Source organism: Saccharopolyspora kobensis (assembly GCF_900108315.1).
GTDB classification, from domain to species: Bacteria; Actinomycetota; Actinomycetes; order Mycobacteriales; family Pseudonocardiaceae; genus Saccharopolyspora; species Saccharopolyspora kobensis.
Window position 1 is genome coordinate 63,537 of record NZ_FNVB01000016.1, and the last position, 24,428, is coordinate 87,964.

The window sequence follows — 24,428 nt, forward strand, 5'->3', positions numbered from 1 at the left end:
TCGGGGCCACCGACAGTCCCGGATCGCCTGCGCCCCACATCCGGCGCAACCCGGATCTACACCCGATCGTGTGACATCCGAAGCGGTTGGCCGACGACACTCCCGACGATACGCAAATTCGCCCGGATTGGGCACTGTTGCCCCTGTGGCCTGCGCAATTAGGCTCGATACTTCCCATCGCGCTCCGCGCACCCCTCCCCTCCGAGAGGTGGACCCATGGCTGACACCGTCCTCGGCACCGGCGCGCAGCTCGCGCGCGAAGTAACCGACCAGCTGGCCGCGGTGGAGCGCGCCACCGAGCGGCTGCTGAGCACCGTCGGCGGCTTGGACGAGGTTTCCGTGCGACAGCCCAGCCTGCTGCCCGGCTGGAGCCGCGCGCACGTGATCACCCACCTGGCCCGCAACGCCGACGGGTTCGGCAACCTGCTGATCTGGGCGCGCACCGGGATCGAGCACGCGATGTACGCCAGCGGCGACGACCGGGACGAGGCCATCGCCGAAGGCGCCCAGCACAGCTACCGGCTCCTGTACGAGGACCTGACCGCGTCCTGCGACCGCTTCGCGCACGCCGCCCGGGAGCTGCCGGAGAGCGCGTGGACCGCCGAGATCGCCGACGCCGTCGGTGATCCGATGCCCGCCCACCACATGCTGCGGCTGCGCCTGCTGGAGGTGTGGGTGCACCTGGTCGACCTGGACCACGACGTGGACTTCGCCGACATCCCGGCGCGCGAAGCCGAGCAGCTGCTGGAGGACGTCGCGCAGCAGTTCGGCGGCCGCCCGGACGTGCCGGCCCTGGCGGTGGAGGTCGACTTCGGCGACCACCGCCGCACCTGGGAGCTCCGCGGCACCACGGCCCCGCCGAGCCGCGTCAGCGGCGAACCCGGCCCGATGCTCGGCTGGCTCCTCGGCCGCACCGACGCCTCGGACCTGCAGGGCAAGGCCCCCGACCTCCCCGACTGGCTCTGACCTCGTTCCCACGCGATTTCAATGGAAATCGAACGTCCGATTTCCATTGAAATCGCGGGAGTCGTCCGCAGCCGGGCTGCGGCGAGAGGGGCCCGATCCACCCGTCCGGGTGACGTTGATCAGCGGTCGGGCGAAGGGCGGCTTAGGTTCCCCGGCGACCTCGGTGGTTGACCCGGTGGAGGACCGATGCCGCAGACCACGCTGGTGAGCTTCGCCGTCATCGTGGCCGCCACCGCGATCGCGCCGCTGATCACCGACCACGTCAAGCGGTGGATCGCGATCCCCTCGGTCGTGCTGGAGATCCTGCTGGGCATCCTCATCGGCCCGCAGGTGCTCGGCTGGGCGGGCGTGGACGACGTGATGGGCTTCGTCGCCGACTTCGGCCTGGCGATGCTGATGTTCCTGGCCGGCTACGAGCTCAAGATCGACGAGGTGCGCGGCAAGCCGATCCGGCTGGCTTCGGCGGGCTGGCTCATCTCGCTGGTGCTCGGCCTGGGTTTCGGCGCGCTGGTGCACGGCTGGGCGTTCGCCTCGCTGATCATCGGCCTGGCGCTGACCACCACCGCGCTCGGGACCACGCTGCCGATGGTCCGCGACGCCGGGCTGCTGCCCACTCCGCTGGGCGCCCGGGTGCTCGCCGTGGGCGCGGCGGGCGAGTTCGGGCCGATCATCGCGGTGGCGCTGCTGTTCAACGACCAGGACCCGGCGCGCACCGTGCTGTTCCTGCTGGCCTTCGGCGTGGTGGCGGCGCGGCTGCTGCGGGTGGCGGCCAACCGCAGGCCGGGGCGGATCAGCAGGCTGGTGCGCACCACGCTGGGCACCAGCGCCCAGTTCGCGGTGCGGCTGTGCATGGTCGTCGTGGTGTTCATGCTGTGGCTCGCCGGAACCCTGGGCCTGGACCTTTTGCTGGGTGCGTTCGTGGCGGGGCTGGTGGTGCGCCTGTTCCTCGACGCCGGCGATCCCGAGGAGGGCGCGGTGGTGGAGAGCAAGATCGAGGCGATCGGCTTCGGGCTGCTCATCCCGTTCTTCTTCGTGGTCAGCGGCATGCGCTACGACCTGGACGCGCTGCTGGCCACGCCGAGCGCGATCGTCCTGCTGCCGGTGTTCCTGGTGCTGTTCCTGGTGATCCGCGGACTGCCGGTGCTGGCGCTGCACCACCGCGATCTGCCGGTGCGGCCGCGCTGGACGCTGGCGCTGCTGGCCTCGGCGGCGCTGCCGCTGGTCGTGGTGATCACCACCATCGGCACCGAGGCGGGCCTGCTGCCGACGAGCACGGCTTCGGCCATGGTCGGTGCGGGCATGCTCAGCGTGCTGATCTTCCCGCTGATCGCGCTGCGGCTGGTCCGCGACGAGCAGCCCGGCCCGCACCCCGCGGAACCCGGACTCCGCTGAGCGCGGAACGCCGCTTCCGCCATGCAGGAGCAAGCCGGGCGGCAGCACGTCCGAGCTGCGCCGTTCGCCCGATCGCGCGACATTGGCAGCGGAAGTCGTCGAGTTCGCAGAGGGGGGCGCTCACGATGTCCAGTCCGCAGACCGGACCCGGCTCCGGACAGCAGGGGGCCGAGGCGAGGCACGCCGAGGAGCAGAAGCAGGCTCCGGAGCAGCAGCAGAAGCAGTGGGCGATGACGTCCGCACCCGAGACGGCCGCGATGTCCGGCTGGCTGACCTTCGCCGGTTCGCTGATCCTGCTGGTCGGCATCTTCAACATCATCGAGGGGCTCACCTCGCTGTTCCGCACCGATTACTTCATCGTCGGCGAGGGCCAGCTGCTGGTCTTCAACTTCGCGACGTGGGGCACGATCCTGCTGGTGCTGGGCGTCCTGCAGGTGGCCACCGGCGTGGGGTGCATGTACGAGCAGACGTGGGCCCGCACCACCGGTGTCGTGCTGGCCGCGCTGTGCGCGATCGGGCACCTGGCGTTCCTGGCCGCGTTCCCGCTGTGGTCGCTGCTGGTGATCGCGCTGTCCGTGCTGGTGATCTACGGCCTGGTGGTCCCGGAGAAGAACACCGCGCCCTGACCGGGTCGACACGCGCACCGCCGCGCGAGGTGACCGGGCCGCAGTCTCTAAGCTCGGCGGCGTGGAGATCGAAGCTGAGTACACGGGACACGTCGAGCTTGGTGGCAACCCGGCTCGCCGGGAGCTGGCCGCGCTGACCATCACGAAGATCTCGGTCGGCCCGATGGACAACAACGCGTACCTGCTGGTGTGCCGCAACACCGGTGACGCGCTGCTGATCGACGCCGCCAACGAGTCCGAGAAGCTGGCCGACCTGCTCGGCCACGACGACCAGCGCCCCCGGCTGCGCACCATCGTCACCACCCACCAGCACGCCGACCACTGGCAGGCGCTGGGCTCGGTGGCGGGTCAGACCGGGTGCTTCACGCTGGCGCACCCGGCCGACGCCGAGCCGCTGCCGGTGCCGCCGGACCGCCTGGTCGAGCACGGCGACACCATCGCGGTGGGCGACTCGGAGCTGTCGGTGATCCACCTGCGCGGCCACACGCCGGGCTCGATCGCGCTGCTCTACCGCGACCCGGCGGGCCACCCGCACCTGTTCACCGGTGACTCGCTGTTCCCGGGCGGGGTGGGCAAGACGACCTCGCCGGAGAACTTCCGGTCGCTGATCGACGACGTGGAGAACCGCCTGTTCGCCGAGCTCCCCGACGACACCTGGTTCTACCCGGGCCACGGCGACGACTCGACGCTCGGCGAGCAGCGCCCCCACCTCGCCGAGTGGCGCGAGCGCGGCTGGTGAGCGACGTCCCCGCAGAAGTCCAGCGCCTGCACCGGGTGCTGGCGCGCTGGCTCGGTGCGGACTGCGACCCCGCGGTCCTCACCGAGTTCCGCGACTCGCACGCCGCGGACTTCGCGCTGATCACCACCGAGGGCGCGGTGCTGACCGCCGAGGAGCTCTTCACCGCGCTCGCGGGCGCGCGCAACTCCGCGCCGGGCCTGGTGATCGAGGTGGACGAGATCGCGATCATCGCGGAGAGCCCCGAGTTCACCGTCGTCCGCTTCCGCGAAGTCCACCGCCACGACGGCACCAGCACGGCCCGCCGCACCACCGCGGTACTGCGCCGCACGCCCGACGGGCTGCGCTGGCAGCACGTGCACGAGACCGCGATCTGATCCACGAGCGGGCTCCCGGGCGCTGCCGGATCCTGTTGGGACGTCGTCGGCAGGAGGCTCGTGCGCCATGGCCGGTCCAGGTCCCAGCGGGCAGCCGCCCGCGAGCCCGTCCCTGCTGCGGCACGCCCAGATCGCCTGTGTCTACCTCGCGGTAGCGGCGCTGGCTGTGCTGGCCTACACGGCTCGCAGCATGCTCGTGCTGATCTTCGTCGGGTTCTTCCTGGCGCTCGGCGTGGAACCGGTGGTGGCGTGGTTGCAGCGGCACCGCTGGCGGCGCGGCATGGCGATAACCGCGGTCATCCTCGCCGTCGTGCTGCTGGTCGGGGCGGTGGTGCTGTTCGCGGTGGTGCCCGCGATCGGCCAGCTCGGCCACTTCGCGGCGCAGCTCCCCGACGTGCTGTCCCGGCTGGGCGTGCACCTGGGCGACCACCGGCTGCGCGCCACGCTCGACGATCCCGCCGTCCACGACGAGGTGCGCGCAGCCGTCGAGAAGGGCGCCGCGTTCCTGGCGAGCGCGCTGGGCGCCGGCTTCGCCGTCATCGGCAGCTTGCTCGGAGGCATCTTCGCGGCCTGCACGGCCGGTGCCCTGCTGGTCTACTTCTCGCTCGCGATGCCCCGGCTCCAGGCCGCGATGACGCGCGCGGCCTCGCACCACCCCGGCCGACCGGAAGCCGTCCTCGCCGCCATGAGCCGGGTCGGCGGCTACGTCACCGGCCAGGCGCTGGTGTCGCTGTGCGCGGGCGCGGTGTCGTTCGTGTTCTTCCTGATCGCGGGCATCCCCTACCCCGCGCTCCTGGCGCTCGTGGTCGCCGCGCTCGACGCCGTCCCGCAGATCGGCGCGACGCTGGCGTCGGTGGCCGGGATCCTGGTGGCGCTGTCGCAGAGCCTGTCCCTGGCGGTGATCACACTGCTCTTCTTCATCTGCTACCAGGCGTTCGAGAACTACCTGATCGCGCCGAGGGTCTTCGCCCGCACCGTCGAGCTGAGCCCGCTGGCGGCCTTCGTGGCGATCCTCCTCGGCGGCTCGCTGGCCGGAGTCCTGGGCGCGCTGATCGCCCTCCCGATCACCGCCGCCCTGAAAGTCCTCTACCACCAAGCCCGAACCGAACGCGCCCAGGCCCGCCCGTCCACATGAGACTCCTGATCACGGCCGGACGATCGGGAAGTTCGGGTCCGGGTCGTCGAGGAGGTCCTGGAGGGTGGTCAGGGCCGCGCGGTCTCCCCGGTGGTCGATGCCTTCCGGGTCGTCTCCGGCGAGCAGGGCGAGGAGCTGCTGCTTGGTCAGGGTGAGGGTCAGGTCCGGTGGTCGCGAGTCGCGGATCGGCTCCTGGACGAGGGCGCCGTTGGAGAGCGTCGTGCGGACGTGGTCGTCGGTGTCGGTCACGTGCCAGTCGATCGCCAGGTTCGCGGCCGCCGCGCGGGGTCCGTCGACGCGGATCGCCACCGAGTCAAGGAGCTGTTCGACCGTCAGGGCCGCCAGGATCGCTCCCGAGATGCTGATCTCCATCGGGGTGATCCCCCGGCGGAGCTCCTGCGCACCGGTCAGGTAGGAGTTCCGCCAGGTGGCGTTCTCGGCGCCGAAGCCGAGCCGCTGGTAGACGTCGGCGAGCAGGTCGCCGGCCGCGGTGTGGTCGGGTTCGGCGAACACCGCGTGCTTGAGCAGCTGGGCGGCGAAGCGCAGGTCGCCGGCCGCCGCGTACTCCGCGGCCTTCGCCACCACGCGGTCCACGCCTCCGATGCAGTCGACGTAGCGCTTCGCCGCCTCCTCCGGCGGGTGCTCCCACAGCGAGGACGGGTTGCCGTCGTACCAGCCCATGTAGCGCTGGTAGATCGCTTTGACGTTGTGGCTCACCGATCCGTAGTAGCCGCGGGCGTGCCAGGCCGCTTCCAGCGCCGGGGGCAGCTCGAACCGCTCGGCGATCTCGGTGCCGGTCCAGCCGAGGTTGATCCGGCGCAGCGTCTGGTCGTGCAGGTAGGCGTAGAGGTCGCGTTGTTCGGTCAGGTGCTTCACGACGCGGTCGCGACCCCACGTCGGCCAGTGGTGGGAGGCGAAGGCGACGTCGGTGTCGTCGCCGAACTCGGCGATGGCCTCGGTGAGGTAGCGCGCCCAGTTCCGGGCGTCGCGGACCTCGGCTCCGCGCAGCGTGAGGACGTTGTGCATGGTGTGCGTGGCGTTCTCGGCCATGCACAGCGCGCGGTGGTCGGGGAAGTGGAAGTTCATCTCCGCGGGCGCTTCGGTGCCCGGGGTGAGCTGGAACCGGATCGGCACGCCGTCGACGACCTCGCGCTGCCCGGTGCGCGTGATGTCGAGCGTGGGCGGGAGCAGCGAGACCCTGCCCACCGAGATGCCCTGGCCCAGTCCCGTGCCGATCTGGCCGCGCGGGCCCTTCTCCAGCAGCGCGCCGTACATGTAGTTGCCGCGGCGGGTCATGGCGGTTCCGGCGTAGACGTTCTCCGCCACCGCGTGCTCCATGAAGCCCACCGGCGCCAGGATCGGGACCTCGCCGGACACCACGCCCTCGACACCGCCGAAGTGGTCGACGTGGGAGTGCGTGTAGATCACCGCCGTGACCGGCCGGTCGCCGCGGTGCGCCCGGTACAGCGCCAGTCCCGCGGCGGCCGTCTCCACCGAGATCAGCGGGTCGATCACGATGACGCCCCGCTCGCCCTCCACCAGGGTCATGTTGGACAGGTCCAGGCCGCGGACCTGGTAGATGCCCGGCACCACCTCGTAGAGGCCCTGCTCGGCGCACAGCTGGGACTGCCGCCACAGGCTCGGGTGCACCGTCGGCGGGCAGTCGCCGCGCAGGAAGGCGTAGGCGTCGTCGTCCCACACCACGCGCCCGCTCTCGTCGGCGACGACGCCGGGTTCGAGCGCGGCGATGAAACCGCGATCGGCGTCCTCGAAGTCACTGCGATCGGCGAAGGGCAGCTCGGTCACCGGTTCCCCCATCAATCCGCGAACATCCGGCCTAGTACAACGGCCGGGCCACTGGCTCGCAGTGCGGAAGCGGCTGCGGTCGGGGGTGGCGGGTCATAGGCTGTCCGGGTGGCTGAATCGGTGGTGCTGGAGTTCGGGGAGACCGAGGTGTCGGTCTCGCACCCGGACAAGGTGTTCTTCAGCGAGCGCGGCGAGACCAAGCTCGATCTGATCCGGTACTACCAGGCCGTTGCCGAGCCGCTGCTGAGCACGTTGCAGGGTCGCCCGCTGCTGCTGGAGCGGTATCCGGACGGGGCGGGCGGCAAGTCGTTCTTCCAGAAGCGGGTGCCCAAGTCGGCTCCCGAGTGGCTGCAGACCACCGTGGTGTCCACGCCCAACGGGACCACCAGCGATGCGCTGGTGGCCGCCGATCTGGCGCACATCGCCTGGGCGGTGAACCTCGGCTGCCTGGGCTTCCACGTCTGGCCCTACCACGCGGGCGAACCCGCGGTCACCGACGAGCTGCGCATCGATCTCGATCCCTCGCCGGGCGTCACGTTCGCGCAGGTGGTCGAGGCCGCGCAGCTGACCCGGCAGCTGCTGGCCGAACTCGGCATCGAGGCGCAGGTGAAGACCTCCGGTTCGCGCGGCCTGCACATCTACTCCGCGCTGGAGGCGCGGTGGGACGGCTACGAGGTGCGGGCGGCCGCCGTGGCGCTGGCCCGCGAGCTGGAACGCCGCCACCCCGACCTGATCACCGCCAAGTGGTGGAAGGAGGAGCGGGGTTCCCGGGTGTTCGTCGACTACAACCAGAACGCCCCGCACAAGACCGTCTTCGGCGCCTGGTGCGTGCGCCCGCGAGTGGGCGCGCAGGTGTCCACGCCGATCTCCTGGGACGAGCTCGGCACCGTCGAACCGGATTCGCTGACCATCGCCACGGTCCCGGGCCGGCTGGCCGAGCTCGGCGACCCGTGGGCCGGCCGGCGGCCGCAGTCGATCGAACCGCTGCTGGAGCAGTCGGCCCGGGACATGGCCGCCGGTCTGCAGGACGCGCCGTGGCCGCCGGTCTACCCGAAGCAGCCGAACGAGCCACCGCGCGTCGCACCCAGCCGCGCCAAGCGGGACTAGCGGGCTTCCTTCCCGGCGGGCAGGGCCTTGCGCAGTGCGAGGAAGAGGTGGACGAGGCCGACGGTGATCAGGATGTGGCCGAGTCCGGCGATGCCCGAGATCGCCGCCGAGCTCTCCGCGCCGAACACCGTCATGGTGCCGTGCACCAGCATCATCGCCGCGGTCAGCGCCAGCCCGCTGTTGTAGAACCAGAAGAACAGCGTGAACAACCGGTCGCCCGCGAGCCCGAAGGCCTTGTCCAGCGCCAGCACCACCAGGAAGAACAGCATGCCCAGCGCGAGCAGGTGGGTGTGCGCCACCGCCAGCTGGGTGTCGCCGGTGAACTCCTGGGCCTTGGTCAGCTCGCGGTAGTACAACCCGGCCGCCAGCCCGAGGACCATGTAGCTCAACGCCGCCCAGTAGACCTTCTTCATCGCCGATGCGCTTCCTTCCACGCGGTCACCGTCTGCGCACCCCACTGTCGTCGCCGACGGCGCTCGCGCGCATCGATCCGGGGATCGGTTGCGGGGAACCGGAAGCGGCACCGCGAAATCAACCGTTCGAGCGATGCGCGTCAGCTCACGAGCTTGGCCAGCTGGACCCGGGAGCGGACACCGAGCTTGGTGAAGATGTTGCGCAGGTGGTGATCGACGGTGCGGTGGCTGATGTAGAGGCGTTCCGCGATCTCCCGGTTCGTCGCGCCTTCCGCGACCAGCCGGCAGATCTCCGCCTGCTGCGGCGTCAGGCCCTCGCCGGGGGCGGGTGGGCGCCGGGGCGTGCTGACCCCGGCCGCGCGCAGCTCCGCACCGGCCTGCTCCGCCCAGCTGTTCGCGCCGAACTGCTCGAAGATCGCATATGCCTCGCTGAGCAGTTCGCGGGCCTGCCGGGGTTTGCGCCTGCGGCGCAGCCGCTTGGCGTAGAGCAGCTCAGTCCGGGCTAGTTCCACCGCTGCACCACTGCTGCGGTGCAGCTCGATCGCGGTGCGGAAGCGTTCGTCCGCGTCCGCCCCGGTTTCCGCGATCAGCGCGTGGCAGCGGTGTGACAGCGCCAGCCTGGTCCGGCTGCCGGTCGTGCCGGCCCAGTCGTCGAAGGCCTCCAAGGTGCGGCGCACCCGGGCTCCCTCCCCGCAGTCGACTGCGGATTCCACCAGGTGCGGCGCGGCCAGGACGCGCACGACCGGGTTGATCCGGCCCGAGCCCGGTGCGGCCGAGCACAGCCTGCGCACCGCGTCGGCCGACCGGCCCGAAGCCAGTTCCGCGCACCCCAGAGCCCACATGCCGAACGCCCCCGGCCGCCCCAGCCCACGGCTGGCGACGCCGTCGCCGAACGCTGCGTCCAGGCGGCCGCACGCCGTCTCGTGGTCGCCGCGCAGCGCTGCTGCCAGCGCCAACAAGGAGAGGTGGTCGATGGCGATGTTGCGCTGATCGGTGGCGCGGGCCACCCGCAGCCCTTCGAGCGCGCCGTTCTCGGCGTCGTCGTACCGGTCGAGCAGCAGCGCGGAGAGCACCAGGTACACCAGCGCCCACGGCAGATGGGCCGTCTCACCGCAATCCTTGGCGGCAGCCACGGCGCGGTGCGCCGAGTCGTGCGCGCGCACCGGGTCGCCGAGGGCGAAAGCGGCTTGGCTGGCCAGGATTCGGCTGATCACGGCCTCCTGCTGGTCGACCAGCGCCAGCACCCGTCGCAGCGCCGGGACTGCCACCGCGTGCCGGCCCCGGAACGTCGCGGCCATTCCGCGCACGTGCTCGAAGATCAGTGCTTCAGCCGGGCCGTCGTCCGGGCTCCGCAGCTGCTCGGCCCGCGCTGCGACGGCGAAGAGGCGCTCGTGGTCACCGGAAACGCAGTTCGCCTCCGCAGCCAGTGCCAGCGCGGTCACCGCCAGGGGCCGATCGGTGCTGATCAGCCGGTCCGCGGCGCGGAGCAGGTCGTGGTGCGCCGCGTCGGGCATGCCGTCGCGCAGCGCCACCTCGCCGAACACGAAATCGGCCACCCCGCGCCACTGGGCCGAGGCCGGCAGCGAGCGTGCCCGGTCGATCAGGGCCAGCGCGCGCCGAGGCTGGCCGGACAGCTGCGCGTCCCGGCCCGCCGCCAACAGGTGCTGGGCCCGCTGTTGCGGATCCGCCGCCAGCTCGGCTGCTTTCGCCGCGACGTCCGCCGCGGCGGCGTGGTGGCCGGCGCGACGTGCCGATCGCGCCGCTCGAGCGAGGTGCGCGGGCAGGTCGCCGATGTCGCGATCGCCCGCCTCGTGCTCGTGCCAGGCGATCTGCACCGGGTCGGTGGTCGTCCGGGCGAGATGGCGGTGCGCTTCGCGCAGCAGTTCCGGCGAGAGGTCCGCGCGCAGGCAGGACTTCGCGAACTCGTTGGGCATCCGCACGCGGTCGCCCACCACCACGACCAGGCCGGAGCGTTCCGCCTCGGCCAGCCCGTCCGCGGGGAACCCGGCCGCCGCCAGGTCGTGCTCGGCTGCTGCGGCTCGCGCGATCACGGTGCTGGCGGGCTCCGGCAGGTCGTGCGCGGCGCAGCGCAATCTCGCGCGCAAACGGCTGTTGTGCGGCAGCAGCTGCGGAACGGGTTCCAGTCCTGCGCGCTGCTCGGCGGAAAGCGCGGTCGCGGCCTCGACGAGGGCGCGCGGGTTCCCGCCCGCGCGCCGCAAGATCTCGTCCACCACCACCGGGGCCAGCGCGGGACCGAACCGGTCGGCGAGCAGTTGGCGGCCCGTTTCGGCGTCGAGTTCGGCGATCCGCAGCTGGGGTATGCCGATCAACTGCCCGTCGGCGGTCACCGGATCGGCGGCGAACACCAGCAGGACCTCTTCCGAGTCAGCCCGCCGCCCGGCGAAGGCCAGCACCCGCAACGAGTCGGAGTCCAATTCGGACACGTCGTCCACGCAGCAGAGCAACGGCCCGCCCTGCGTGCGGGCGAACAGCGCTTCCTCAGCCCGCTCGTCCGCGGCGAGCCGGTGGCCCGCGCTGCGCAGCAAGCGATCCAGGGCTGCCAACGGGATCTCGCGTTCAGGCCGAACACCGCCGACGTGCGCCGTCCGGAACCCGGTGGCGATGCGGCGGACGTGGTCCAGCAACGCGGACTTGCCTGCACCTGCGGCGCCGGTGATCACGAGCGCACCACCGCGTTGCGCCAACAAGCCGCGCAGGACGGCCGATTCCCGTTCCCTGCCCCGCAGCACGGGGTCGACTGCGCTGTCCGACATGCGGTCAGTGTGCGGGTGGGATCGCCGCCGGGAAACACGCCCAACGTCGTAACCACGGTCATCCGGTGCGCGCGGACTGGTGATTTCGCCGATGCCAGGAACGCGCCGGGGGCGCGAAGCTCTCCGCCATCCGTTCTCACTCAACGAGGAGGGCCGCATGCGTCGGCTGATCGGTGTTCTCCTGGCGTGCACGGCGTTCGCCGCCTTTGCGCCGGCTTCCCCTGCCAGCGCGGCGGGTTCGCACCCCGTCGTCTTCGTCCACGGTTACACCGGCAGCGCGTCCAACTGGACGGCTGCCGAGGCGTACTTCCGCACCAACGGTTACGAGCGGTCGGACCTGCACGCGTTCGAGTACGACTGGTCCCAGTCCAACGAGCGCAGCGCCGCCGAGCTGGCCGCGTTCGTCGACCGGGTGCTGGCCGAGACCGGGGCGGAGCAGGTCGACATCGTCAACCACTCGATGGGCGGGCTCGTCAGCCGCTGGTACCTGAAGGAGCTCGGTGGTCACGCCGAAGTGGCGCACTGGGCGTCGCTGGCGGGCGCCAACCACGGCACCACGGCCGCGAACGCGTGCCTGGTCAACGCATCGTGCCGGGAGATGGTGCCCGGTTCCGCTTTCGAGCAGCAGCTCAACTCCGGTGACGAAACGCCCGGGGACACCGCTTATGCGACCTGGTACTCGCCGTGCGACGGCGTGATCCTCCCCTATCGGAGCACGGTCGTGGACGGTGCCGACAACAACTTGGTCGCCTGCCAGACGCATCTCGGTTTCCTCACCGACACCGGCGTGTTCGGCGAGGTGGTCGACTTCTTCGAGTCCTGAGTCCAGGTCGCCAGTGCAGCGGGGCCCGGTTCCGCTGCTCGGACGGCGGTGCGGGCTCCAGAGCTCGCGGCGTGAGACCGCGGTCGCTCGTCGGGCACGACCCGACGTGCGACCGCGGTTCCCGCAGCGGGTGCTCGCGGCAGCGAGTGGTCGGCCGGACGTCACCGGCTTCCCGGGTCGTCAGCGCAAGTGCGCCGCGACCGCGCGAGCGGTGTCGGCGAGCAGCTCGTTGCGGTACTCGTCGTCCGGTCTCGGCCTGGTGGTCAGGATCGCGATGACGATCGGGGTGCCGTCCTCGGTCCAGGTGACGCCGACGTCGTTGCGCGTGCCGTAGTCGCCCGCGCCGGTCTTCTCCCCGGTGCGCCAGGTCGGCGGCACCCCGGCGCGAATGCACTCGTCGCCGGTGGTGTTGGCGAGCAGCCACTTGGTCAGCTGGTCGCGCTCCGGTGCCGCGAGCGCGTCGCCGAGCACCAGCGACCGGTAGCCCGCGGCGAGCCCGGCCGGGGTCGAGGTGTCGCGCTCGTCGCCGGGAATCGCCGTGCCCAGTTCGGCCTCCCACCGGTCCAGCCGGGTGGTCGGATCGCCGATCGAGCGGGCGAACGGCGCGATCGACTGCGGGCCGCCGCGTTCGCGCAGCAGCAGGTTGGCCGCGGTGTTGTCGCTGACCGTCATGGTCGCCTCGCACAGCGCGCGGACCGTCATGCCGGTGTCCACGTGCTTCTCGGTCTCCGGCGAGTTGCTCACCAGCTCTTCCTCGGTGTAGCGGATGACCTTGTCGAAGTAGCCGCTGCTCAGGCCGTGATCGCGCAGCAGAGCCGCGACGGCGTAGGTCTTGAAGGTGGAGCACAGCGCGAACCGCTCGTCGGGGCGGTTCACCAGCGTCCGGCCGGTGCGGACGTTGACCGCGTACAGGCCCAGGCGGGCGTCGTAGCGGCGCTCCAGCTCGGCCAGATCGGGGCCGGGCGGGGCGGGAGCGGGCGGCGGAGCTCCCTCGACGGTGCCGCACGCCACCAGTGCCGGAACGGCCAGCAGCGCCCCCAGAACAGCGCGTCGCCCGAGTCGAATTTCGTTGTGCCGCAAGTACTTCTCCGTTCAGTCCGAAGACCGGAAGTCCGGTCGGGACCAATCAAGCAGCACCCGCGCGATCGCGCCAATCCACTGCCGACGGCACGGCGATAGCGGTTCGATATGGCCGCAGCGCGCGCCCGGTCGCGACCGCCCGGTTCCGGCGGAAAAAATTTCCCTCACAGCCGCCCGGAGCGCAGGTCGTTGACCGCGACCCAGGCGCACTCCCCGATCGCCGTGTCCACCCGCGGCAGCGCGGAATCGGCTCGCGCGGCGAGCGTGAACACCGCCACCGCGACCGGTTCCTCGCCCTCGAACTCCACCACCGACACCTCGTTGCGCACAGCACCGACGGTGCCGGTCTTGCCCGCCACCCGCACGCCCTGGAACGGGAAGCCGGAGCGCACCCGGTGCAACCAGATCTGGTTGCCCAGCAGCCGCCGGATGAACGCGCACTGCTGCGGCGAGGCCACGGCGTCGGTCCAGATCAGCTCCAGCAGCCGCGTCATCTCGCGCGGTGTGGTGGCGCTCGCGTAGGCCGGGTCGTAAGCGCTGACGGTGCGCGCGGCGTCGTTGTCACCCAGCAGCGCGAACGCTTCCGCCGCCGTGGTGGTGCCCAGGTCGCGCACCAGCGAGGCGTGCTGATCCGCGGTGCCGCCGACCACGCGGGTCCGGGTGAGGCCCAGGTCGGCGAGCACGTCGGCGACCGCGTCCAGGCCGACGGCGCCGAGGATGACGTCCGCGGCCGAGTTGTCCGACACCGCGATCATCGAGGCGGCCAGATCGCGCCAGGACACCGTCACCGGGTCGAGGAAGGTCGAGAAGCCGCTCGGGCCCGGCGTGCAGGAGGTCGGGTCGATGCGCACCGTCGCGCGCGGGTCGAGGCGTCCTGCGTCGAAGGCCCGGCACATCGCGACCAGCAGCGGCAGCTTGTAGACCGAGGCCGTGACCACCAGCTCGTCGGCGCCGAGGCAGATCTCCCGCCCGCCGCCGAACTGCGTCGCGTGCACCCAGCCCTCGGCACCGGCGTCGGCGAGCACCTCGCGGATGCGCCGCTCGACCGGGCTCACCGGTCGCCTCGCAGGGACGCCTCGAACGCGGTGCGCACGTCCTCGGCCGCGGATTCCTGCCAGACCAGCCGGACCCGCAGCGCCAGGTCGTCGCCGGCCGGCGCCCGGACCACGCCCGGGCCGTCCAGCTCCGGGTCGGTGGTCAGCGCGAACGCCCGCCCGGCTGCGACGGCGGTGATGGCCTCGCGATCACCGGGTGCGGGCAGGAAGTCCGGATCCAGCCCCTTGGCCCGCAGGGTGTCCACGAGCAGGTCGAACGCGGCGGTGCCGTGGTTGCGCGGGGCGGTCGCGCAAGCCAGGCCGCGCAGGCCGCGGATCGAGGGCTTGCGGTCGGACGGGATCAGCAGCCAGCGCCGGATCTTCAGGACCGGGCCGGGCGTCAGCGCGCCGATCAGCGCGGGGTGGTGCACCGCCGCGCAGTCGAGGCGGCCGGCCGCGACCGCTTCGACGAGGTCGGTGGTCGGTGCGGTCGTGGTGATCACGGTGCGGGCCGCCGGGTCCGGTGCCGCGGCGCGCACCGCGGCCGTGCAGGCGGCGACGTGCCGGTCGGTCAGCGCCGGGATGACGCCGATGCGCACCGCGCCGCGGTTCTCCCGCTGCCGCCGGGCCTCCTCCTCGAACTGCTCCGCGCCGTCGAGCAGCGCCCGCGCCCGGGGCAGCAGCTCGGCCCCGGCCGTGGTCAGCTGCACACCGCGCGAGCCCCTGGTGAGCAGGGTGACGCCGAGCCTGGCCTCCAGCCGCTGCACGCCCTGGGAGACCGGCGGCTGGGTCATGCCGAGGCGGTCGGCGGCGTGCCCGAAGTGCCCTTCCTCGGCGACCGCCACGAAGAACCGGAGATGGCGAAGCAGATCCACGGAGCGATCCAATCACTGCCGGACCGGCGGCTGGGCGCCGGCTTCGCGCGGAAGCCGGCGCCCACCGGGATTCACCGCACGACGAGGTCGGCGGTCCTGGTGGAGGTCCAGTGCAGGACCCGCTCCAGCGGCCCGCGGCCCAGCAGCGGCCGCCACAGCGCGCAGAACACCAGCGAACCCAGCGTGAGGGCGAGCAGCGGCAGCCACGGCTGCCAGCTCAGCCCGATCAGCACCGGCTCCAGCAGCAGGCCCTGCGCCGTGTACACGGTCAGGGCGAGCGCTCCGACCGCCGACAGCGGGGCCAGCAGCGTGCGCAGGCGGTCACCCGCGAACAGGCAGAGCGCCAGGACCGCGAGAGCGGCACCGGTCGAGGCGACGATCTCGAACGGCGTCCCGGTGTGCGGTGCGTTGAGCAGCAGGAACGCCGGGTTGGTGGTCGGCACGGTGCCGAAGCCCGTCATCTGGAGCAGTTCGACCGGTTCCTTGCCGATCTCGGCGGCCAGCGGCGCCAGGTTGGCCAGGACCGGCTCCAGGGCCCGGAGGCCGCCGAAGACGTTGAGCGCCAGCCAGGATCCGCCGGCGCCGATCACGGCCAGCACGACACCGCTGGTCAGCAGCCGCAGCCGCACCGCGGTCGACCGCAGGTCCAGCCGCCCGACGGCCAGCCCGGCGAACACGAACGGCATCCAGGTCAGCACCGGGTAGGCGCCGTCGAGCAGCAGCCGCATGAAGCCCGCGACGGCCGTGTCCCACGACGTCAGGTCGGTGAACGACAGCGCACCGCCCGCGGTCTCCACACCGGTCCTGGCGCTGCGGATGAAGAAGGACGCGATCGGCCCGGCGATCGCCCACACGGCGGCGAGCACGGCCAGCACCGCGGGCCGCACGCGCAGGAACGGCAGCGCCAGCAGGAAGTAGAGCGCGTAGAACGAGAGGATCACCATCATCTGCGCGCCCAGCTGGGTCAGCACCATGCCGAGCACGAAGAGGATCACCGCGCGCACCGCGATGCGCACCCGGTCCCGGCGCAGCACCGAGCCCTCGTGCACCCGGCTGCCACCGGTCAGCAGCGCCAGCGACACCCCGGCCAGCACGGCGAACAGCACCGAGGCGTGCCCGTTGCCGAGGTCCGCCAGGAATTCCGCCGCACCACCGGCGGTCGGGTCGAGCATGGCCGGGCCGGCGTGCGCGACGAACATCCCGAGCACCGCCAGCCCCCTGGCGATGTCGACGCCGACGAGGCGGGCGCGGACGGGCGCCGGAGTCCTTGCCACCGGCGGACTTTCGTTCGTGAAAACCATGCGGCGAACGCTATGCCCACGTGCGCTGCGCGGGCGTCGCACTCCAGGCGCATTCGCCGATCATCCGCCAGGCGCACGAAGATCGCGTGCGGCGCGATCGCGTCATACCCCAGGAGTACAACCCGGGGTTCATCCGGCGCGGCGGCCGTTGCCATAGGCTCGCGGCGTGGCTACCGAGAAGCTGAACGCGACCTCGCCGAGCGCAGTCGAACCGGACGAAGCACCGTTCGTCGGTTCGCGACCGTCCTGGCTCGCGGGCGTGCCGCGGTGGGTGGTGCTGGCCGCCATCAGCGCGATCACCTTCGCGATCTCCGCCATGAGCGTCCTGCAGAACCGCCCGGACTTCGGCGCGGCGCTGCCGCTGCTGGCCTTGGCGCTGATCGGGGCGCTGGCCCTGCTGGGCATGCGCCGGTTCCCGATCGCGGTGGTCCTCATCACCACGGTGCTGCGCCTCATCGAGCCGATGTCGTCGCTGGCGCAGCTGCCCGCGCTGTACGCGCTGGGCGCCTACGGCAAGAAGAACTGGCAGATCTGGGGCGTCGCGGTGCTGTGCGTCCTGGAGGAACCTCTCGCCTGGCTGGTCAAGGGATTCCACGGGAACTTCGAAGCCCTGCTCAGCAACCTCGTGGTCTGGTCGCTCTTCCTCTTCTTCCCGGTCGTCGTCGGCCGCTACATGGCCGGCCGCCGCACCCGGCTGGTGCACTGGGTGGAGCGGGCCGAGCGCGCCGAGCGCGAACGCTCCCTGATCGCCGAGCGCACGCGCAGCGAGGAGCGCGCCCGCATCGCCCGCGAGATGCACGATTCCGTTGCGCACCAGGTGAGCCTGGTCGTGGTGCACGCCGGTGCGCTGGAGATGGTGGCCAAGGCCGACCCGGAGAAGGCCGCCAGCGCGGCGGCGACGATCCAGCAGGTGGGGCGCGGCGCGCTGGACGAGCTGCGGCAGATGATCGGCGTGCTGCGCGCCAATCCCGGCGACGAGACGCCGGAGCCGCCGCAGCCGAAGCTCAAGGACCTCGAATCGCTCGTGTCGGCCTCCCGCGACGCCGGGCTCGACGTGGAGCTGGTCCTCACCGGTGACCGCCGCGACCTCGCCGACCAGGTGGAGCGCGCCGCGTACCGGGTCGTGCAGGAGGCGCTGACCAACGTCCACAAGCACGCGGGCGGCGCGCGGGCCACCGTCGCGCTGGACTACCGGCCGAAGCAGCTCGCCCTCTCCGTCCGCAACGGCCGTCCGGCGGCGGGCTTCCAGCGCAGCCTGCCCAGCGGCGGTCAGGGCCTGATCGGCCTGGCCGAGCGGGTGCAGCTGGCCGGTGGCGAGATCAGCTCCGGCCGGCTGCCCGACGGCGGCTTCGAGGTCTCGGCCACGCTGCCCGCGCAACCGCGCGAGCTCAGCTGAGGGCTTCCACGCGGTCGGCGGCGCGCGAGTCGGTCAGCCGCAGCCCGGTGAACACGTAGGACAGCCCGCGGTGCCCGTCCGTGGTGAACAGCGCGATGAGCGAGGCCAGGCCGTAGAGGGACGCGAGCGTGCCCAGCAGTTCCAGTCCGGGCGCGGTGCTGCTCAGCTGGCTGAGGAGCACGTAGCCACCGACGCCGAACAGGCTGCGGAGCAGGCGCATCGCCGCTCCCGCCGGTCGCCCGTCGGGCCTGGTGGCCTGCAACCGCACGATCCGCTGGCCGAGGCTGGGCGCCTTGCCCGCCAGCGGGACGACGACCGCCAGCAGGAACCAAGGCAGCCAGGGCGACACCGCGTTGACCTCGGCGTACCCGGGCAGCTGGGCAGGCGGGGTGACGCCGCTGAGCAGCTCACCGTGCACGGCCAGCAGTACCGCGTTGGCGCCTGCGACGACGACGGCACCGGTGAACTGGAAGGCCATCAGATCGCACACCATCGCCAGCAACCGCCTCGACCTGGTCACCGGCCGCGGCTGGCCCGGATCGGAGTCGATGCGCTGGCCCGGCACCGCGCGCAGCAGCGGCGCCGCAAGCGCACCGAGCAGCGCACCGAGCCCGTTGGCCATCAGGTCGTCGACGTCGAACAGCCGGTACGCGCACGGGTAGAGGAACCAGATCCCGGTGACCTGCGTCAGCTCGATCAGCAGCGACGCGCCCAGGCCGATGGCCGTGGTGGCGACCACGCTGCGCTGGAACATGTACCGGACGAACATGCCCAGCGGCAGGAACAGCGCCACGTTCAGCAGCACCTGCGTCAGCGCCGGATTGCGCAGGGTGGCGGCGATGCCGGTGCCGATCGCTTCCTTCTCCATGTCGGTGAGGAAGTTGAATGGGATCCACTGTGGACCGCTGGTGCCGTAGACCGCGCAGAAGTCCGGGCGCATGGCGGGCATCGGGAGCAGCACGTAGGCGATCAGCCCGAGGCTGTAGACGAGCCCGCCGAGGGCCAGCGCGGCGTTGCCGATGCCGAGTTCGCCACGTCTGCGGTACTGCCTCGCGACGTACGGCACGAACAGGGCGATCGCCAGCAGCGCCCCCAGTACGATCGCCACCACAGCCGGAATCAACCGCGTGCTCACAACTCCCCTTCACGCACGGCGAAACAGCGCAGGACCCTGCGCACGGACGCGGCGATCCTAACCGGGAGGGCGCGAACCCGCGCCCCCGCGGGTCAGGACGACGCCGGGGTCAGGCCGCCGAGGAACAGCAGCACGCAGATGCCGCCGTTGATCACCTTGTGCGAGAGGAAGACCGCGACGAACTCGCGGATCGTCGCGCTCGGCCAGTAGTACCGGGCGGTGGGCGAACCGATCACCTGGCCGTTGACCTTCTCCGCGCGGGTGATGCGCGCGGCGCGCATCACGTGGAAGTTGTTGGTGACCACCAGGCAGCGGAAGTCCGGCTTGGACTGTTCCATGATCGCCTTGCTGAACCGGAGGTTCTGGTCGGTGGTGCGCGACTGGTCCTCGACCAGGATCTGCTCGGCGGGCACGCCGCGCTCGATCAGGTAGTCGGCCATGGCGCGCGCCTCGGGCAGGTCCTCGCCCGGCCCCTGCCCGCCGGAGGTGACCAGCAGCGGCTGCCTGCCCCGCGCGCGCTCGGCGTCGAACACCGCGCGGCCGCGGTCGAGCCTGCTGGCCAGCAGCGGCGGCACCTTGGAGCCGAACAGCCCGGAACCGAGCACCACGATGAAGTCGACATCGGTCTTGTGCGGGAACTTGCCGTAGACGAAGGAGTACAGCAGGAAGCACACGAACAGGAACGACACGTAGAACAGCACGCTGTTCACGGCGTTCACGAACGCCATGGCCGGCTTCACCTGGAAGTAGTTGGCCAGGAAGCTCAGCACGATCAACCCGATGATCCCGAGCCCGGCGGCCAGCGACAGCAGGTTCGCCACCCGCCTGCCCTCCCGGCGCAGCATCGTGATCCCGTTGGCGATCAGGAACCCGGCGAGCACCAGCACCGTCACCGGCACCAGGATCACCAGCCCCGCGAGGATCAGCGCGGCGGCGACCTGGTTGATCATCGCGAGCTCGAACAGCAGCCCGGCGATCACGAACATCAGGCAGAAGAAGAGGTAGACGCCGTTGCGCACCCGACGCCGGTCGCGGATGAAGCCGATCAGGAAGATGCCGAACAGCACAGCGGCGATCACGAAGAAGAGCACGGCCAGAAGGCTAACCGACGGCTGATCATACGGGCACCGGCACGCTGCCCGGGGCGGACTACATCTGCTCAGGAGGCCGCGGCGGCTTGCCCTTCAGCGCCTCGGCCTCCCAGTCCCCGAACACCGCCGGAGCGACCTTGGGCAGCTCGAGATCGCTCCACGCGTCCCGGTCACCCTTGACGAACTTGCGGTCGTGCTCCTTGTCGTCCTCCTTCTGCCGGTTACCACCAGCCGCAGGCGGCCCACCGGCCACACCGCCCCCACCAGACGAGCCACGCGCGGCCGAAGTGCCGGAGCCCGTGGAGCCCGGAGCCGTCGGACCACTGCCGCTCCCGGACCGGCCACCACCAGGAAGCCCCTTCCCCGTGTCGCCGCCCCGTCCGGTGCCTCCGCCGGGAACGCCCCGCCCGGTCCCGCCGTGCCCGCTTCCGGGCTGAGCCGGGCGACCGCCGCTCCCGCCCGGCGGCACGACCACCCCGCCGGTGACCCCGCCTCCGCCGCCGGGGGCGGGAACGCTTCCACCTGTCACGGGGCTCCCGCTCGCAGTGGGTGCCACCCACGCCGAGCCGGACTCAGCGGGCGCCACCGGAGCCGCGTCCGAAGCTGTCGGCTCGTGCGGCACAGCCGGTGCGGACGGAGGTCCGGGATCAGCCACCGGAGACGCCACGGGCCGCTCCGACTCGTCCCTGGTGCCCGTGGTGCTGGTGTGGCTGCTGAGCGGCTCGACCTTGTGCACCGGATCGGTCTTCGCGGGTTCGACATCGGCCGTGAACTTCGGCGGCGGTGAGAACTGGGGGATCGCGTTCACCCGCTCGTTCGTGCTGCGCGTGTAGTCCTCGTACTGCTGCCGCGCCTGCGCTTCGATCTGGTCCCGGATTTCCTCGTGCCCCGCACGGACTCCGGACTTCAGCGCGAACGCATAGGGGTTGACGTAGTCACCCCAACCGATGTTGTCCGGCGGCACCTGGTGCGGCTTCAGGAAAACGTTCTTGAAGTCGGCCGATCCCTGCGCCTGCTGCTCCACCAGAGCTGACGCCCGCACGGCCACGTCCTCCGCTTCCTGCGTCGCCTGCGACAGCGGCCGGACCGCCTCCCGAGCTTGATCAGCGGCAGGACCCTCCATCAGGACTTCTGAATCCTTCAGCACCCGATCCAGCGCTAAATCAGCATCGTTGAACGCCTTGCTGACATCGGTGGCCCACATCGCCGCCGCTGTCGACAACGCGTGAACACCCGGCCCTTGGCCCACCTCTCCGTAGACCTTCGGGTGATCGAACGCCGCCTGCGCGCGGCCAGGGATCTCCTGCTTTCCGAACAACCAGTCGAACGCCCCCATCACGCTCCACCTCCGTTGAGCTCGAAAAGTCCTCAGCCAGCGGGGAGATTCGCCAGCACCATGCCGGCTACCCGGTCGGAGACAGCGCACGGATCGGAGAACTCGGGATTGTTGCGCCCCTCGCTCCCCGCCGTGAACTGGACGTTGAACATCTCAGTCTCCGACACACCCACCGCCGTGGTGCAGGCGAGATCGCTGACCCCGGCGTGCACCGCGGGATAGCCATCGATCTCGGCAGTCGGATTCCCCTGCTCATCACCGAAGATCTTGGCCGTGTACTTCAGCCCCTGTCTCTGCACGGTATCCGGAGCGAGGTTCAGGGACAGCTGTTCGTTGTTCCAGCGACAGGTTCCCTGCCCCCAGGGCGATCGGTCCGGAACCGGGGAAGTCGCCCCTAGCTGCTGGAGCTGTTCTGGCGACAGGAGCTGACACGGATCACTGATCGCGGCGAGGTTCCTCGGGTTGTCGACCTTGAAAGGATCGTCCACTGTAGTCGTCTGCCCCGCCGTTGACGGCACGGGCTGGCCGGATGTGGCACTACCGCATCCGGCCAACGACAGGAACAGCAGACCGGTTGCTGTCACGTGAGCAGTGCGGGCGGTGTGCACGGATCACCCCGGCTTGTTCTCTTCGTCGATCCGCTGATGATCAACGATCGCTTTCTGGACGGCCTTCTTGAACTCGTCCACCCAATCCATCAGGCCCCGTGCGGTGTCGTAGAGACTTCCTTCGCCGCCTCGCGCCCGTTCGCGAATCCGGGCGACCGCGTTCATCGTCACTTCATCAGCGAACGGCGGCACGACCTGTGCGAGCATCGTTGCCCGGTCTTGCGCGACGACATACGCGTCACGAACTTTGTCCAGCCCGGCTAGGACTCTCGGCAGTTCGTCGGGCCTGATGTGAAAGGTGTGGTTCCCGAACGATGTTCCCGCTTGGATCAACGCAGCACCGGTTGCGGGATGGAAGAAGGTCGGCTGCGCGTCCGGAACGCTCACAGCAGCAGTTCGTTGCGGCGGTGTCGGGTCGTTCACGTCGCCTCCCCGCAGACCGGCTATCGCGTCGGCGCCCGATGTTTCCACAATCCAGGTCGCCGTAATGCAAATTTCCGATAACATCCACCGATGGACTTACCCGCACGCAGTTCGACCAGCAGACGTGGCATCACATTCACATTTAACTGTTAACGAACAGCTTCACTCCTGGTAAGCTGCTCTCGAAAATTCCGCAGAGCATCGATGATTAGCCCATCGGAAGCAGGCCCGACCAAGGAGCTATCCCCATTCGGCGGTTGCCTGACCTGCGCCACTCTGCCATCGGGCCCGTGGTGAACGACAACCGCCAAGGGCGATACCTGGTTTCGTCCCGCGGCATCCCTGGTCGCCACGTTGAACTGACCGATCACGCGGTCTGCCAGCTTCGACAGCCGTCCCACCTCCGTGGCGTCGGCAGGGTCGACGCCAGCCCGCCCCAGTTCGTAGGCGATCCAGTCACCTTGGTCCGCCTTGTGGTTCTCCGCCTCCAGGGCTGCTGCCGCGAGGAGTTCCGTTGGCAGCAGGACGCTTCGGCCGTTTGCCGGGTTGACGTCCGGGAGGCATTCCACCACCGAGCGCTCTGCCGCGCTCGTGGCCACTTCGTCGATCCAGACCCTGTCACCGCGGAGGACGATGCGGAACGCCAGGTTGCTCACCGTCGCCATGGCGCGGGTTTCCGGCTGATCCGGTTCCGTCAGGTACAGGTACGTCAGGGAGTGGCCCTGCGCCAACGCCGTCACGATCTCGTACCACTCATCGCTCAAGCGGCCGCCGGTGATCCATTTCTTGGCGCGGACGCTCTTCTCCGCGGTTTCCAGCACCTCCACCGGATTCCCCGGCTGGTCCAGCCCGCTGTCGCGGGAGGTGACGAACGCGGGGATGTCGAACCTGCGCCGTGCGCCCGCTCCCCCGTTCTCGCGACGTGCCTTCTCGTGCCGCACGATCGCGCCGAATTCCCAGAAGTCGCACTCCACCCCAGACCTCGCAATGCCGCACGCACGGAACTTTCGAGGACCTTCGAGACTAGCCAGAACACGGCATCAATCCAGAAACCTGGTGCTCAAGTCACCGGAACAGACCAGCCACCGTCCACAGCGGACCATGTCAATTCCCGGGAACGGCCGGGTACCACGCGGACCTACCCCGTTCGGGCGGACGCGACGTATTCTCGCGAATTCCCGGGGGCATATTCCGGAAATTGTGCCCCGGCGCGAATCCGCTGGTCAATCCTTCTTCTTGTCGTCCTCGTCGACGACCTCGGCGTCGACTACGTCGTCCTCCGGCGGTCCTGGTTGCTCCGGTTCGGGTTCCTGCGGCGCCTGTCGCCCGTACATCGCTTGGCCGATGGCCTGCGAGGCGGTCGCCAGGTGATCGACCGCCGATCGGATGCGTTCCACGTCTTCGCCCTTGAGCGCCTCGTTGACGTCCTTGATCGCGTCCTGCACCTGGTTGCGCGTGTCGGCCGGGATCTTGTCCGTGTTGTCGGTGAGGATCTTCTCGGTCTGGTAGACGAGGGTCTCGGCCTGGTTGCGGGTCTCGGCCTCCTCGCGGCGCTTGCGGTCCTCCTCGGCGTGGGTCTCGGCGTCCTTGACCATCCGCTCGATGTCGTCCTTCGGCAGCGCCGACCCACCGCTGATCTTGATGGACTGGTGGCGGCCGGTGCCGAGGTCCTTGGCGGAGACGTGCACGATGCCGTTGGCGTCGATGTCGAAGGTGACCTCGATCTGCGGCATGCCGCGCGGCGCCGGCGGGAGGCCGGTGAGCTCGAACATGCCGAGCTTCTTGTTGTGCGCGGCGATCTCGCGCTCGCCCTGGAACACCTGGATCATCACCGAGGGCTGGTTGTCGTCGGCGGTGGTGAAGGTCTCGGAGCGCTTGGTCGGGATCGTGGTGTTGCGCTCGATCAGCTTGGTCATGATGCCGCCCTTGGTCTCGATGCCCAGGGACAGCGGGGTGACGTCGAGCAGCAGGACGTCCTTGACCTCACCGCGCAG

The 24,428-nt window shown here is 70.7% G+C and carries 23 protein-coding genes; 9 read left to right on the forward strand and 14 right to left on the reverse strand.

The window, feature by feature from the left end; genetic code table 11:
- Nucleotides 1-216 precede the first annotated feature (216 nt).
- From C4T78_RS34325 to C4T78_RS34350, 6 genes are all read left to right on the forward strand, one after another.
- Nucleotides 217-966 carry a maleylpyruvate isomerase family mycothiol-dependent enzyme gene (locus C4T78_RS34325; RefSeq protein WP_093358729.1) on the forward strand — a complete coding sequence of 250 codons (750 nt, stop codon included), beginning with the start codon at nucleotides 217-219 and terminating at the stop codon, nucleotides 964-966.
- Nucleotides 967-1,152: 186 nt separating this feature from the next.
- Nucleotides 1,153-2,358 (forward strand): cation:proton antiporter, encoded by a 1,206-nt coding sequence (locus tag C4T78_RS34330; RefSeq protein ID WP_093358727.1) that lies wholly within the window; start codon nucleotides 1,153-1,155, stop codon nucleotides 2,356-2,358.
- Nucleotides 2,359-2,483: 125 nt separating this feature from the next.
- Nucleotides 2,484-2,984 carry a DUF7144 family membrane protein gene (locus C4T78_RS34335; protein ID WP_093358725.1) on the forward strand — a complete coding sequence of 167 codons (501 nt, stop codon included), beginning with the start codon at nucleotides 2,484-2,486 and terminating at the stop codon, nucleotides 2,982-2,984.
- A gap of 61 nt (nucleotides 2,985-3,045) precedes the next feature.
- The gene (locus C4T78_RS34340; RefSeq protein WP_093358722.1) at nucleotides 3,046-3,723 is read left to right on the forward strand and encodes an MBL fold metallo-hydrolase; all 678 of its coding nucleotides are present in this window, start codon (nucleotides 3,046-3,048) and stop codon (nucleotides 3,721-3,723) included.
- Nucleotides 3,720-4,097 (forward strand): DUF4440 domain-containing protein, encoded by a 378-nt coding sequence (locus tag C4T78_RS34345; protein ID WP_235863906.1) that lies wholly within the window; start codon nucleotides 3,720-3,722, stop codon nucleotides 4,095-4,097. Before C4T78_RS34340 ends, C4T78_RS34345 begins: the two co-directional genes overlap by 4 nt.
- A 67-nt stretch (nucleotides 4,098-4,164) precedes the next feature.
- Nucleotides 4,165-5,232 carry an AI-2E family transporter gene (locus tag C4T78_RS34350; RefSeq protein WP_093358718.1) on the forward strand — a complete coding sequence of 356 codons (1,068 nt, stop codon included), beginning with the start codon at nucleotides 4,165-4,167 and terminating at the stop codon, nucleotides 5,230-5,232.
- 9 nt (nucleotides 5,233-5,241) lie between these two features.
- On the opposite strand, the gene C4T78_RS34355 is transcribed toward C4T78_RS34350, so the two are convergent.
- A complete protein-coding gene (locus C4T78_RS34355; protein ID WP_177247841.1) occupies nucleotides 5,242-7,050 on the reverse strand; it encodes an alkyl/aryl-sulfatase in 1,809 nt (602 codons plus the stop codon).
- A 96-nt stretch (nucleotides 7,051-7,146) separates the two neighbouring features.
- On the opposite strand from C4T78_RS34355, the gene ligD reads away from it, so the two are divergent.
- On the forward strand, nucleotides 7,147-8,145 hold the full coding sequence (gene ligD, locus C4T78_RS34360) for a non-homologous end-joining DNA ligase (RefSeq protein ID WP_093358717.1): 999 nt from the start codon (nucleotides 7,147-7,149) through the stop codon (nucleotides 8,143-8,145).
- Here ligD and C4T78_RS34365 read toward each other — a convergent pair.
- Nucleotides 8,142-8,579, reverse strand: a complete 438-nt coding sequence (locus C4T78_RS34365) for a DUF2871 domain-containing protein (RefSeq protein WP_235863905.1) — start codon at nucleotides 8,577-8,579, stop codon at nucleotides 8,142-8,144. The genes ligD and C4T78_RS34365 overlap by 4 nt on opposite strands.
- Nucleotides 8,580-8,698: 119 nt before the next feature.
- Nucleotides 8,699-11,332: a helix-turn-helix domain-containing protein gene (locus C4T78_RS34370; protein WP_103908192.1), complete on the reverse strand. Its 2,634-nt coding sequence runs from the start codon at nucleotides 11,330-11,332 to the stop codon at nucleotides 8,699-8,701.
- Between the two features lie 157 nt (nucleotides 11,333-11,489).
- Here C4T78_RS34370 and C4T78_RS34375 point away from each other — a divergent pair, with 157 nt between their 5' ends.
- Complete coding sequence (locus C4T78_RS34375) at nucleotides 11,490-12,155, forward strand: esterase/lipase family protein (protein ID WP_093358711.1); 666 nt, start codon at nucleotides 11,490-11,492, stop codon at nucleotides 12,153-12,155.
- Nucleotides 12,156-12,335: 180 nt separating this feature from the next.
- Here C4T78_RS34375 and bla read toward each other — a convergent pair whose 3' ends face one another.
- The 4 genes from bla to C4T78_RS34395 all read right to left on the reverse strand — a co-directional run bounded on the left by bla (nucleotide 12,336) and on the right by C4T78_RS34395 (nucleotide 16,418).
- Nucleotides 12,336-13,235, reverse strand: coding sequence for a class A beta-lactamase (gene bla / locus C4T78_RS34380; RefSeq protein WP_093358709.1), 900 nt, complete (start codon nucleotides 13,233-13,235; stop codon nucleotides 12,336-12,338).
- Nucleotides 13,236-13,399: 164 nt separating this feature from the next.
- Complete coding sequence (locus C4T78_RS34385) at nucleotides 13,400-14,290, reverse strand: serine hydrolase (protein ID WP_093358707.1); 891 nt, start codon at nucleotides 14,288-14,290, stop codon at nucleotides 13,400-13,402.
- Entirely contained in the window at nucleotides 14,287-15,144 is an 858-nt protein-coding gene (locus tag C4T78_RS34390; RefSeq protein ID WP_093358705.1) for a LysR family transcriptional regulator, read from the reverse strand. Before C4T78_RS34390 ends, C4T78_RS34385 begins: the two co-directional genes overlap by 4 nt.
- Nucleotides 15,145-15,215: 71 nt before the next feature.
- Entirely contained in the window at nucleotides 15,216-16,418 is a 1,203-nt protein-coding gene (locus C4T78_RS34395) for a heparan-alpha-glucosaminide N-acetyltransferase domain-containing protein (protein ID WP_235863904.1), read from the reverse strand.
- Between the two features lie 193 nt (nucleotides 16,419-16,611).
- Between C4T78_RS34395 and C4T78_RS34400 the strand changes: the two genes are divergently transcribed.
- Entirely contained in the window at nucleotides 16,612-17,841 is a 1,230-nt protein-coding gene (locus C4T78_RS34400; RefSeq protein WP_103908193.1) for a sensor histidine kinase, read from the forward strand.
- Here C4T78_RS34400 and C4T78_RS34405 read toward each other — a convergent pair.
- From C4T78_RS34405 to C4T78_RS34435, 7 genes are all read right to left on the reverse strand, one after another.
- Nucleotides 17,834-18,949: a VanZ family protein gene (locus C4T78_RS34405; RefSeq protein ID WP_235863903.1), complete on the reverse strand. Its 1,116-nt coding sequence runs from the start codon at nucleotides 18,947-18,949 to the stop codon at nucleotides 17,834-17,836. The two genes, C4T78_RS34400 and C4T78_RS34405, sit on opposite strands and share 8 nt — an antisense overlap.
- Nucleotides 18,950-19,068: 119 nt before the next feature.
- Nucleotides 19,069-20,067 (reverse strand): YdcF family protein, encoded by a 999-nt coding sequence (locus C4T78_RS34410; protein ID WP_093358697.1) that lies wholly within the window; start codon nucleotides 20,065-20,067, stop codon nucleotides 19,069-19,071.
- 58 nt (nucleotides 20,068-20,125) lie between these two features.
- Nucleotides 20,126-21,403, reverse strand: a complete 1,278-nt coding sequence (locus C4T78_RS37355; RefSeq protein WP_093358695.1) for a hypothetical protein — start codon at nucleotides 21,401-21,403, stop codon at nucleotides 20,126-20,128.
- Between the two features lie 32 nt (nucleotides 21,404-21,435).
- Complete coding sequence (locus C4T78_RS34420; RefSeq protein ID WP_177247840.1) at nucleotides 21,436-21,987, reverse strand: DUF3558 domain-containing protein; 552 nt, start codon at nucleotides 21,985-21,987, stop codon at nucleotides 21,436-21,438.
- A gap of 27 nt (nucleotides 21,988-22,014) precedes the next feature.
- Nucleotides 22,015-22,434, reverse strand: coding sequence for a hypothetical protein (locus tag C4T78_RS34425; protein ID WP_093358693.1), 420 nt, complete (start codon nucleotides 22,432-22,434; stop codon nucleotides 22,015-22,017).
- Nucleotides 22,435-22,583: 149 nt separating this feature from the next.
- Complete coding sequence (locus tag C4T78_RS34430; protein WP_093358691.1) at nucleotides 22,584-23,408, reverse strand: ESX secretion-associated protein EspG; 825 nt, start codon at nucleotides 23,406-23,408, stop codon at nucleotides 22,584-22,586.
- Between the two features lie 249 nt (nucleotides 23,409-23,657).
- The coding region (locus C4T78_RS34435) for an Hsp70 family protein (RefSeq protein WP_181138267.1) at nucleotides 23,658-24,428 on the reverse strand (771 nt) is incomplete at its 5' end.